The organism is Anaerobacillus sp. QJM3NY_17, from assembly GCF_056173665.1.
Genome location: NZ_CM149685.1, coordinates 394,854 through 406,384, shown reverse-complemented (window position 1 = coordinate 406,384; position 11,531 = coordinate 394,854). Strand labels below are relative to the sequence as shown.

The window sequence follows — 11,531 nt, the reverse complement described above, 5'->3', positions numbered from 1 at the left end:
CTACTTATATCGGCTAAACTCATCTTGCATAATATAGTACGATTGTTTTAATCTTTCATGATAGTCAGGTTCATTCCATTTGTCCCATGTGAATTTGTAGAATTGATTAACTGACAGGTTCCCGTTATCTATAGATGGCATTGATTCAGTAATAGATGAGATCGACAAATCCGAACCTTTTGAATCCCCCTCATACATCACCACTCCTACTTTAAAACCATCTGTTTTCTTCGAGCTAGTAAGTCCGCCATTCCACATATCGCCCATCATTTCCTTATCACTTGGATCTTTAATATTAAATAAAGCCCATGGTAATCGAATTTCAATAGAATTGTTTTTTACGATAAAATCTGAAAGTGAATTAAAGTTTTCACTGTCTGGATTAGCATTTCCATAGGTCAGACGACCCGTTTCATAATCTTCAAATGGAAGTATTTGTTTTGTGCTTGGAATTGTTAATTGTTTATTCAGGGCTAGTCGAATAGGGTGAAAAACATCATTATCCTTTTTGCTCGCATAATTCTTTTTCTCGATTAAACCAAGATCCTCACCATACTGGTAGTAAAACGAGTCATAGTAGCTATGAACGCTAAGTCTTGATTGATCTTTCCCGGCAAGGTTAAGTATAAAATCAATTCCAGACGATGCGTTTATTTCAGGGTCATCTTCAACCTGTTTACTCCCCTGACCACTGTTCGTATCAAATAATAATAATGTTTTATCCTTTTTCAATTGTTCTTCGGACATCTCTTGATAATCTAGTCGGAAGTAGATATATTTCTCATCACTTGTCATGTAGAAGTTTTGTAAGTTCTGATCTTTATTATTTGATTCAAATAAAGGCTTAATCCCCGCCTCATTCCAATCCTTCACTTTTCCATCAACTTTAATCTTTTGCTTCTCACCTGGATCAAAACTTAATAACCCAAACTGTTGTTCATTTGTCTGGTCATTTGACCAAAAAGGACGACGATCCGAGTTATCGTAATCCATCGTATTCCACGTTCGTTTAAACCACTCATCTTGCCAAGAAAACACTAATCCTCCTGCATAGTCTTCAGAAACAATGTTTTCAAATAGCTTCGCATCCGTTAGTCCTTGCTCTTCTTCGGAATTTCCGCCCTGATTCATTCCATATACGTTCCGATGAGTCATACCTCGGGAGGCTGGAACACCAAATTCGGCTACAAGAACTGGCATAGTGTGAACTTTTCTAAGTGCATTTAAATAACCGGCATAGTTGTTTTTCTCACCGTTCTGGTCAATATAATTCACATACTCCTCTTCATAGTTCAAAAAATCCGGATAGTAAGGATAAATATGATAAGAAGCAAATTGACCCGCATAATAATTATCCTTCAAATCAATCACATTCGGATCCACTGAAACTAAATCTTCTTCTTCCGATGGTTCTGCTGGATGCTCAAGTAAGTCGGTTGTCACCCAGTTTGTAAAGCTAACTGGCCTTTGCCAATTGTACTTCTCCATTTCATATCCAATCGTGTCATCCATCATCTTCGCTATCCATATCTCAAAAGGGCTCGCTTCTTTTGTATTAAGATAGTCTCCATCATATTGCTCCATATCATTATTCTTCTCGTTCGTTGAAACAACAACTTTCGGATCCCATTCGATACCGAGAACCCATCCAAGTACATATGGTGAAACATCAGCTGTGTAACGCCCGTTTGCATGACCAACTTTCTCCTTAATCGTTGCATTACCATGTATTAGGTCGACCGTATCCTCCATTGCTTTCTTAAGCAGTTGAACGTTCTCATTAGCATATGCATCTTGAGTTTCAATAAGCGGTTCTTCTTCTACCCATACACCATGGAATATGTATAACGGTGTGTCAGCTTCTTGGTTATGTTCTAACAAGGCTTCGTAGAAAGCTGGTGGGTGAATTGTGTAGACACGAACTGCATTTGCATTCATCTCAGCAATTTGATTAAACCATCTTTTATACTCTGATTTCGTAATAGCTGCCTCACCAGGAAAATAACCTGGTTTTGCAATACCCATATTTACACCTTTAATAATGAGATCGGCCCATTCACCATCTTGAAACACCTGAATTTTGTCTTTTCCAACTTTACCTGCCACCTGGATACCTTCGATTGATTGAATATCTAAACTTTTAGCTTCCTGTTTTGTTTCAATATTTTTTAAGTTTTCAAGCACAGTCTCCATCATAGGGGTGTATATTTTCCAATAAAACGATTCGAGACTTTCATCATCTCCACTCAACAATAAACGATTAATAGAAGGAAGCCATTTATACTGATAGAAATTCGAATCTGTATCGCGATCTGCGAAATCTCCTGCAAAATAGTAAGATTGGTTATGCTTCATAACAGCGGGAAAAGAAAGCGGAATTCCAGTTTCCACCAACAAATCTTCTGCTTCTTGAGTAACATCTAATGTATAATTTGCAAGAACCTCTTCTTCGTTGATTGGCTCCACAATATCAAACCAGTAATGATAAGACATAGAGTCCTTTACTAAGGAATCTTCAAACCATTTCTTACCTTGGTCATTGAATGAGAATTGTACGGTATCATTTCCAACCTCATCTTTTTCAATAACAATGATCGAATCATCTTCATTCACAAAAATTAATCCTTGATCCGAAAAATCCCATTCTTCTTCATTCTGTTTTTCATAGTTACTAATAGCCCATCCTGGAACTTCACCATCTGCTGATAGGTCATCGAAATAACGACCGATCCACCCGGACCACTCCAGATTCAGAATAGAATATAGACCCTCTCTCGCCTTATCATCAGTCGGGCTACCAAATGCATTAAACTCCGCAACAAATGTAGATCCCTGCTGTACAGCTTCAGATATCAAACTAACTTCTTCTTGCTTCATTCCTCCGTAGATTATATCTGACCGATCACCCTCAGACGCCTTCCCAAACCATTCTTCTTCGTATACTCCATATGAATCAGCAAGATAAATTAAGTCCTGTCCTACAAGTGTTTCGGGGAAGGAATCAATCGTATAGTCTTCTTCATCTTCTGGTCGGAATCCTGTATAATCCTCTACTTCTGAGTAAGGAGTCCCATCCCCTTTCACCCACTTCTCGTGATTCATAACCCATGTTAGACCTTTGTGTTCACGATAGGTTTCATCAGGGATAGTTTTATCAATAATAAATACATCTTTCCTAGTCTCATCCTCCATATACCAATAAAGAACAGGAAACATTAGAATAAGTCCTAAAGCTAGTAACCCCACTACAAAACTAATAATTGTTGTTCGCTTTATACTACGCACTTATTTTGAAACCCCTTTTCTGCTCATTTCACCCCAGCTTGTGTTTCCACGAATCAGCTGAATAATACCTTCGACTCTCCAAAACACGGTCAATGGCCGAAACCAGAACGCTTCAGAAAGAGAATAGAAATACAACCGTACTAAATCTTGTACTCTTGTATATCGTCTTAAGCTCCATTCTTCTAGTAGCACTGCACTCATCGATAAGAGAGAACCATAGATGACTGCGAGCAAGAACAGAAGCACAGCAAAGGAAGTATAAATACCACCAACAAATGGTGAAATAACCATAATAATATACCCAAGTAATTCAATGACAGGCCCTAGAAATTCGACAATTAAGAAGTATGGCATTGAAACAGTACCAACAAGACCGTACTTAGGGTTTCCTAGCATTTTCTTGTTATGCCAAAGGCTCTCAAAAAGACCTCTATGCCATCTACTCCTTTGTCTCCTTAAAATCTTCGTAGATTCCGGTGCTTCAGTCCAGCAAACAGGATCAGGAACATAAACAATTCTCTTCCCTGATTTTTCTTCTTTGATTAATTTATGAAGCCTGACTACTAGGTCCATATCTTCTCCAACGGTGTCCGTTCGATAGCCGTTTACCTTAACAACACTCTCGCGATGGAAGACGCCAAACGCTCCAGAGATAATTAATAAGAGATTATGTTTTGAAAGGCCAATTCTCCCCATAAGGAACGCTCGGAAGTACTCAATAACCTGCATGACAACGAGAGGACTTTTAGAAAGGGCAACCTTCATGACTTCTCCACGTTCAATTGTACAACCGTTAGCTATTCTTACGCTCCCTCCTACTGCTACAATTTCTTCTTTAGAATCAATAATCGGTTTCATTACTTTAGCAAAAGCATCTCGTTCGATAATAGAATCGCCATCCAGAGAGCAGAAGTATGGATAATGAGCAACGTTTATTCCTGCATTGAGAGCATCTGCTTTTCCGCCATTCACTTTGTCAATTGCGTATAAGTTCTCATAAATAGTAGATTGATAGACAGAAATAATTTCACTAGACTTAATCTGTTTGCGAATCACTTTCTCAACCTTTACCATTTCAAATGATTCAATAACAGATTCTAATGTTTTATCTTTAGACCCATCATTAATCACTACTACTTCGTACTCAGGATAATTGATACTAAGGAGTGAACGAACGCTTGGCACAATTCCAGCTTCCTCGTTGTATGCAGGAACAAGAATAGATACAGGTCTCGTAAAGGAGGATTGAGCTAACTCCTCATATGGCTCAAATTGATCGAGCTTATATTCTTTGCGAAGTTGAACAGAAGAAATAAGAAAAAGGATGAAATAGAAAATGATAATTCCAACCATATAGATTGCCACAAAAATTGTAAATATAAGAAGTAATGTTGAAAAAATACTAGCGATAGACACTGTTTCTCCCCTTTCTAAGCAGCCATTCCTTCGCTGCATCACGCGCAAACCGATCGACATGAGTAGCGGCAACATCTTCTAAGATTGCCCCGCCGTTCTGCTGCACAATAATAGACTCGGCAGCAGTAGTTCTAACCCACCAGTTTTCATCAGTAAGAAGGATTAACAGATCATCTAAGAAGCGACTATCCTTTAATGGCTTGACCAATCTAGCAGCCATCATTCTCTCTTGCCAGCTTGACGCGTGCAAAGAGGGTTTGATTTTGTTCGCATTTGTAATATACCCGTACTTAACAAGAGATTTAAGAGCACGTATTCGAAATTCTGTGTCTTTAGAGTCTATGAAAGATTCAATTGTGGGCAAATACTTGTATTCTGCACTATCCCCCATGGCTTCAATAAGCGACAACTGAATCCATTGGGGAAACTCTTCTATTGTTCCAATAAAGCGGTCTAATAGATCTTCATCTAATCTTCCAAACAAGTCCAAATAATAAAAGGTAGGATATTCTTTTTCCTCATTTAATAGAATCGTATAGATGCGCTCATCCTGTAGATTCGCAAGTATGCGTAATACCTGAATAGACTCCAGTTCACTCGTGCGTTTTTCTTTATAAAGACTGACACATTGCTCAACTAGCGTGATCATACGAAACTTCTCAATCCGATGGAGGGTATTCATTCGTATACTCCATCGGTTATGAAGTAATCTTTTCTTGTAATAATCTTCAAGGGTTGTCTCAGCAAGTTCTTCAATGCTGCGTGAGGTATCGTTATCCCCTTTCATTAGAGAATAGTAGCGGGTCAGAACATCCTCAAAAGCTTCAATCATATAAGGTTCTTTCGGTAACTGGAGTTCTCCGTAGCCTTGCATATACGGGCTCATGTGCTCTAAGTAGTAAACTTTCCAATCTGCTTTCTTCTGTTCGAACCGGTTAGATCGAACTTTCTGACCTACAAGGAAGAGGAATAGGGCCGTTAAAGCAATAAAAAGAATTACAAACACTTGAAAAATAATAAAAACTGCACTCATATCTACATTCGCCTCAATCTTTCTCTTATAGCATTTTTTGAATTAACCTTCTAATTCTAGCTTCTAATTCGCCCATGCTAAATGGCTTTGTAATATAATCATCGGCACCAAGCTCTAAAGCTTTAACTATATCTTTTTCTGCTTTACGACCCGTCAGCATCATAACAGTGTATTGGTTTTGACTACTCTCCTTACGTAACTTGCGCAATACCTCAATCCCATCCATTCTTGGCATAATGCCATCAAGTAGAACAAGACAAGAAGAACCGGCTTTGTGCCAGCTATCTTCAAAGAAACTTTCTCCTTCACGATAGCTTTTCACTTCAATTTCATAATTTCCTTCTGGTTGAAGCTGTTGAAGTTGAGAAGTGAGTAATGTTCTGATAATTTCGTCATCATCAACAACAGCAATTCGAATCGTCTTAATAGGCTTTGTATTAGTTAAATCACTTTCATAAATAACCATTTGATTTCGCCCGTTTGCCTTTGCTCGATACAGCGCTTCATCCGCTTGATTTAATAGCTTTTTGTTGGAAGAAGAACCATCAATGTCAACGATCCCGCCAGAGAATGTAACAGAGAATCTTTCTTCTTTAACCCGAAATACTTTTGAACGAAATCCACTTAATAAACGTTGAAGAAATTTATCAGCCTGAATAGATGTTGTATCAGGTAAAATCAAGACAAATTCTTCACCACCGTATCGAATCAATGTATCAGTACGTCTTTTTTCATCCATAATAAATTGTGATAATTTTCTTAGCACCTGATCCCCAATTAAGTGACCGAAACGGTCGTTAATAGATTTAAAATGGTCTATATCAAAAATGGCTAATGAAGCTTTTTCCCCATTTCGGACAAGGTCATAGCGCATATAATTCAGTTGGCTATCAAGAAATTTCCGATTGTAGGCACCCGTCAATTCGTCTGTTAATACAGAATGAACAATGTTTTTTCTTTTGGAAATTTTCCCATTAACCCTTAATAAATATTCCTCTAAGGTTATATCTACATCAAAAAAGTCATCTGCTCCAAATCGATAACCGTCGATACGATTAGATATCGAATTTTCTGTATCTGTCATAATTAACGGAGTAAACTGTAGCTCTGCTTTTTCTCTAACTTCTTTGGCAATTCCTGATTTGTCTGTTTTGATTAAAAGATAATCTACAATAATACAGTCAGGGTGCATATCGTATAAGGCCGTTTGCGCCTTTTTAAGGTCCATCGCTGCAAAGACGATGTATCCTTCCTTCTCAAGCTGAGCTTTCCGCTCAATTAACGTCATCGGATTTTGGTTGATAAGCATAATCATCTTCTGAACATTTGCTTCTTCATCCTTACCTTTGTTCTCAACAGCCGCTTCGAGAATTTCCTCCATCAGACTATTTAATAATTGAGTTGTTTCTTCATTTGTTAGGGTTCTTTCGCTTTCTAAATCCATCTTCATCAGCAACTCTTCCGCTTTATCAGCGGATACTTTATATCCAACTGTCCCAGCAGTACCTTTAAACGTATGTAAAAACTTATATAATTCCATCTCTGTTATACTCTCATTTGCTGCTATCATCTCGTCATATTTCTCTTTCATATTAGAAACAAACTTCTTTTTATATTTCTCCAATGTAAAGCCTCCTCTTTCAAATAAGAGTGAATTTTGTCGAATTACTAAATACTCTCATCATAATTTAGTTTTAGATGTTCCACAACAAAGATTGTGTATTTTTTCCACATTTTATAAACTTCTATCTTTCGATTCATACCTTTCTACACCTTTTTTTATCATCGTATATATCAAAGTGAATCTTCCATTAACTAACAGCGAGGTTATGTTAATAAATTTAATAGAGTCTTATCTCATTGCAAACGACATTTGTTTACAAAGTTTACTTCCTTAGGTACACTAGTATCTATGCGAATTATTTACCCAGGTAAACAAAAGGAGATTAACATGATTTCAACAAGCGATATTTTTCATTCGTTAAATCAACAAGTGCGACACATCACAAAAGAAGTAAACGAGCTATTGAAAGAGTATAACTTGTATAGTTCACAATGGACGATTCTCTATTGTCTTGATCAATTCGGTCCTATGAAACAGACAGATATCTGGAAATACTTAAATGTTGAAGCGCCAACTACCACTCGTACTCTTGTTCGAATGGAACAAAATAACTGGATTAATCGAATGGAAGGTTCCGATAAGCGTGAACGCATTGTTAGTCTTACTCATGAGGCAGAAGGGCTTTTGCCTACCATAAAAGATTCTATTAAAGAGATGGAAGAATCCCTCCTTCAACACCTATCAACTGAAGAGCAGATTCACTTTTATCATCTTCTAAACAAAATAGGGCAACAGAAAGGAGAGAAAACACATGTCTAATAAACAACCGATTTGGACAAAAAGCTTTTTAAATATCTCAACTAGTAATCTATTTATCTTCATTGTTTTCTATGCACTTCTAACCTTACTCCCTATATACGTTACAGAGGAACTTGGCGGAAGCGAATCTCAAGCAGGTCTTATTATTACGATTTTCTTACTATCTGCTATTATTGTTCGCCCTTTCTCTGGAAAATTGATTGATCGGTTTGGCAAAAAGAAAATGCTCGTAACGAGTGCTTCTCTATTTGCTGCGGCTTCTTTTATCTATCCATTAGTAGACAACTATTATGCTTTACTCTTACTACGATTCTTTCACGGTGTATGGTTTAGTATTGTTACCACGGCAGCCGGAGCAATTGCTGCAGACACAATTCCAAGAGAACGACGTGGAGAAGGTTTGGGTTATTTCGCAATGTCTATGAACCTTGCAGTTGTTACTGGTCCCTTCCTCGCCCTAACGCTTCTTCAATATGTTTCATATATAACAATTTTCCTTGTATTAAGTACCATAATGGTGATAGGGGTTCTTTGCACACTAGGCGTAAAAGCCATAGAAAATACCGAACCTATACCTAAGAAAAAATTATCATTTGATGATCTTTTCGAAATAAAATCATTCCCAATTGCAATCGTTGGACTCTTTGTTGCTTTCTCTTATGCAAGCGTCATTTCATTTATCTCTCTATACGCGAAATCAATCGGTCTTCTTGAAGCTGCGGGATTCTTTTTCGCAGTATTCGCTGTAGCTATGCTTGTCTCACGACCATTCACTGGCAGGATGTTTGATTTAAGAGGACCTAATACTGTCATTCTTCCTGCATTTGTTTTGTTTGCTCTTGGTCTCGTAACTCTTAGTTTTACAACACAAGCATGGATGTTACTTCTTGCAGGGGCATTGATCGGGTTAGGATACGGTTCGATTGTACCAAGCTTCCAAACACTTGCTATCCAAGCAGCTCCCGAATCAAGAAGCGCGCATGCAACGGCAACTTTTTTCACCTTTTTCGATACTGGAATCGCAACGGGGTCATTCGTACTCGGCATCATTGTGACTTCTCTCGGTTATGCTAATCTCTACATGATTCTAGGGCTCTTTGTGATTGGTATTCTGTTCTTCTATCAATGGATTCAGAAACAAAAAAGTTCGAGAAAACAACTTCGATCACAAACTAATTATTAAGGAAATGTATACCATAGCGATTTAATGGGTTGAAGTATAGTGAAAAAGTAAGCTATTATGGGAGAATCTTATTTTTTCATGAGAGCGAGTTGACAACAGTGCAAGTAATAGAAGCAATTAACGCGGTTCTTTGGGGACCCATAATGATTTCCCTCCTCCTTGGAACTGGGTTGTTTTTCACGATACGTCTTGGTTTTATCCAGTTTACAGGCTTAAAAGAAGGATTTCGCCAAACATTTGGGCCCCTGTTTTCAAAAAAGAAACAAAAAGGTATTTCGTCTTACCAGGCCCTCTCAACAGCCATTGCGGCTCAAGTAGGGACTGGGAATTTAGCCGGAGTAGCCACTGCTATTGCAGCTGGGGGACCAGGAGCTATTTTTTGGATGTGGATCTCTTCCTTTCTTGGTATGGCGACGATCTTTGCTGAAGCTGTACTAGCTCAGAAATTTCGCGTAAAAGAAAATGGGGTCGTAAAAGGTGGACCCGCTTACTATATTCGCGACGGTCTAGGTAGTAAAAAATTAGCCGCCTTCTTTGCGATTGCGATCATTTGTGCGCTTGGTTTTGTTGGGAATATGGTGCAATCTAATTCAATAGCCGAGGCTTTTCAAACCGCATTTCAAATTCCACCAATTGCGATCGGCATAGGTGTAGCGATTTTAATTAGTTTAATACTATTCGGTGGTATCAATCGAATTGCTCGATTTGCAGGCAATGTCGTTCCGATTATGGCGTTACTCTACATTATCGGAGCTCTTATCATTCTTGTCATACATTTCGATCAAGTACTTCCAGCACTATCACTTATCGTTGAATCGGCATTCACTCCAGAATCAGCTGGAGGCGGAGTGCTTGGTGCCTCGATAAAAGAAGCGATTCGGTACGGGGTTGCAAGAGGGCTATTCTCAAATGAAGCAGGTATGGGGTCAACACCTCATGCCCACGCAGTGGCAGAAGTGAAACACCCTGCACAGCAAGGATTTGTAGCTATGGTCGGTGTTCTCATCGATACCGTGATTATTTGTACCGTTACAGCACTCGTGATTCTTGTAACGGACGGGGCAAGTTCTAACCTTACTGGAATTGAATTAACGCAAGCTAGTTTCACTAGTGGCCTAGGGGGCTTTGGTGTTTACTTTATTGCATTTAGTCTTTTGTTCTTTAGTTTCACAACAATTTTAGGCTGGGCTTACTTTGGCGAAACAAATGTAAATTATTTATTTGGACAAAAAAGCGTCCCTTACTATCGTGGTGCTGTTCTTGTTTTCATCGTCCTAGGAACTGTTTTAAATGTGCCGTTCGTATGGCAGCTTGCCGATACATTTAATGCATTCATGGTGTTGCCCAACGTCATTGCCCTGATCGCTTTAAGTAGCGTCGTAAAAAAATCATATAAAGAGCTTTCTCAATAAAAAAAGCGATGCAGCTGCATCGCTTTTTTCTATCTATCTGCACTTAGATGAGAGTTGATATTCAGACTGCGGATCACGATTTCATCGCCAGCCACATCAAGGATATTTATTCCTGTATTATCTTGAAAGATGCGACGATAGTTGGCAAAAGGCATCCCAAGTACCCCTGCTAGAAAGAAACGAATCGTGTTGTTGTGCGCAACAACGAGCACCGTTTCACCGGAATGCTTTTCACTTATTTCCTTAAAAAAAGATGACGCTCTTTCATACATTTCACGAGCCGTTTCACCCGTTCGCCCCGCTCTTGTTTCCCATGGGTTAGCCATCCAATTATCCCATGAGTCAGGATCTTCTTTAATAAACTCCGCTTTCGATCGACCTTCCCACTCTCCAAAATCACCTTCATAGATCCGTTCATCTATTTGAATCGGCAAATCTCGTTCTCCTAAAATGAGTTCAGCTGTATGACGTGCACGTATTAATGGAGAAGCATAAGCTCGATCAAACGAAACCGAACTTAGAAAGTCGCCTGCATTCTTCGCTTGAGTGGCTCCCTCCGTAGAAAGTCCAATATCTGTTCGTCCACAATAAAGATCTCCTGCTGCATTCCATTCACTTTCACCATGTCGTACAAGATAAATACGCGTATGACTTTGTTTCGTTGCTTTATTTATACTCTTATTGGTCACTACTTGCTCACTCTCTCCTACACAAATTCTAACCTTCATTATGGCTATCGTATCGAGAGGATGCAAGTGGAAGAAAATGTTTCTATTTCTCATTACACAAGAAATCCGCTAGCTATATGCCAGCGGATAA

The 11,531-nt window shown here is 38.6% G+C and carries 8 protein-coding genes; 3 read left to right on the top strand and 5 right to left on the bottom strand.

The window, feature by feature from the left end; genetic code table 11:
* The 4 genes from AC0VYV_RS02185 to AC0VYV_RS02170 are packed head-to-tail and all read right to left on the bottom strand — an operon-like array spanning position 1 to position 7,358.
* The gene (locus tag AC0VYV_RS02185) at positions 1–3,285 is read right to left on the bottom strand and encodes a hypothetical protein (RefSeq protein ID WP_475374407.1); all 3,285 of its coding nucleotides are present in this window, start codon (positions 3,283–3,285) and stop codon (positions 1–3) included.
* Positions 3,286–4,638, bottom strand: a complete 1,353-nt coding sequence (locus tag AC0VYV_RS02180) for a glycosyltransferase family 2 protein (protein ID WP_475367445.1) — start codon at positions 4,636–4,638, stop codon at positions 3,286–3,288. It abuts the gene before it with no gap.
* A gap of 49 nt (positions 4,639–4,687) precedes the next feature.
* A complete protein-coding gene (locus AC0VYV_RS02175) occupies positions 4,688–5,734 on the bottom strand; it encodes a HEAT repeat domain-containing protein (RefSeq protein ID WP_475374406.1) in 1,047 nt (348 codons plus the stop codon).
* 25 nt (positions 5,735–5,759) lie between these two features.
* Positions 5,760–7,358, bottom strand: a complete 1,599-nt coding sequence (locus AC0VYV_RS02170) for a GGDEF domain-containing response regulator (protein WP_475368336.1) — start codon at positions 7,356–7,358, stop codon at positions 5,760–5,762.
* 327 nt (positions 7,359–7,685) lie between these two features.
* Here AC0VYV_RS02170 and AC0VYV_RS02165 point away from each other — a divergent pair, with 327 nt between their 5' ends.
* The 3 genes from AC0VYV_RS02165 to AC0VYV_RS02155 all read left to right on the top strand — a co-directional run bounded on the left by AC0VYV_RS02165 (position 7,686) and on the right by AC0VYV_RS02155 (position 10,712).
* Entirely contained in the window at positions 7,686–8,117 is a 432-nt protein-coding gene (locus AC0VYV_RS02165; RefSeq protein WP_475366421.1) for a MarR family winged helix-turn-helix transcriptional regulator, read from the top strand.
* On the top strand, positions 8,110–9,300 hold the full coding sequence (locus AC0VYV_RS02160) for an MFS transporter (RefSeq protein ID WP_430241604.1): 1,191 nt from the start codon (positions 8,110–8,112) through the stop codon (positions 9,298–9,300). Before AC0VYV_RS02165 ends, AC0VYV_RS02160 begins: the two co-directional genes overlap by 8 nt.
* A 98-nt stretch (positions 9,301–9,398) precedes the next feature.
* Positions 9,399–10,712 (top strand): alanine/glycine:cation symporter family protein, encoded by a 1,314-nt coding sequence (locus AC0VYV_RS02155; RefSeq protein ID WP_475367444.1) that lies wholly within the window; start codon positions 9,399–9,401, stop codon positions 10,710–10,712.
* 29 nt (positions 10,713–10,741) lie between these two features.
* Here AC0VYV_RS02155 and AC0VYV_RS02150 read toward each other — a convergent pair whose 3' ends face one another.
* The gene (locus AC0VYV_RS02150; protein ID WP_475368335.1) at positions 10,742–11,494 is read right to left on the bottom strand and encodes a histidine phosphatase family protein; all 753 of its coding nucleotides are present in this window, start codon (positions 11,492–11,494) and stop codon (positions 10,742–10,744) included.
* Positions 11,495–11,531: the final 37 nt, after the last annotated feature.

Bases quoted from the DNA above. Each gene is read 5' to 3' on its own strand.
- AC0VYV_RS02165 (WP_475366421.1), top strand. From the start codon at position 7,686: ATGATTTCAACAAGCGATATTTTTCATTCGTTAAATCAACAAGTGCGA.
- AC0VYV_RS02180 (WP_475367445.1), bottom strand. From the start codon at position 4,638: ATGGTTGGAATTATCATTTTCTATTTCATCCTTTTTCTTATTTCTTCT.
- AC0VYV_RS02160 (WP_430241604.1), top strand. From the start codon at position 8,110: ATGTCTAATAAACAACCGATTTGGACAAAAAGCTTTTTAAATATCTCA.
- AC0VYV_RS02175 (WP_475374406.1), bottom strand. From the start codon at position 5,734: ATGAGTGCAGTTTTTATTATTTTTCAAGTGTTTGTAATTCTTTTTATT.
- AC0VYV_RS02150 (WP_475368335.1), bottom strand. From the start codon at position 11,494: ATGAGAAATAGAAACATTTTCTTCCACTTGCATCCTCTCGATACGATA.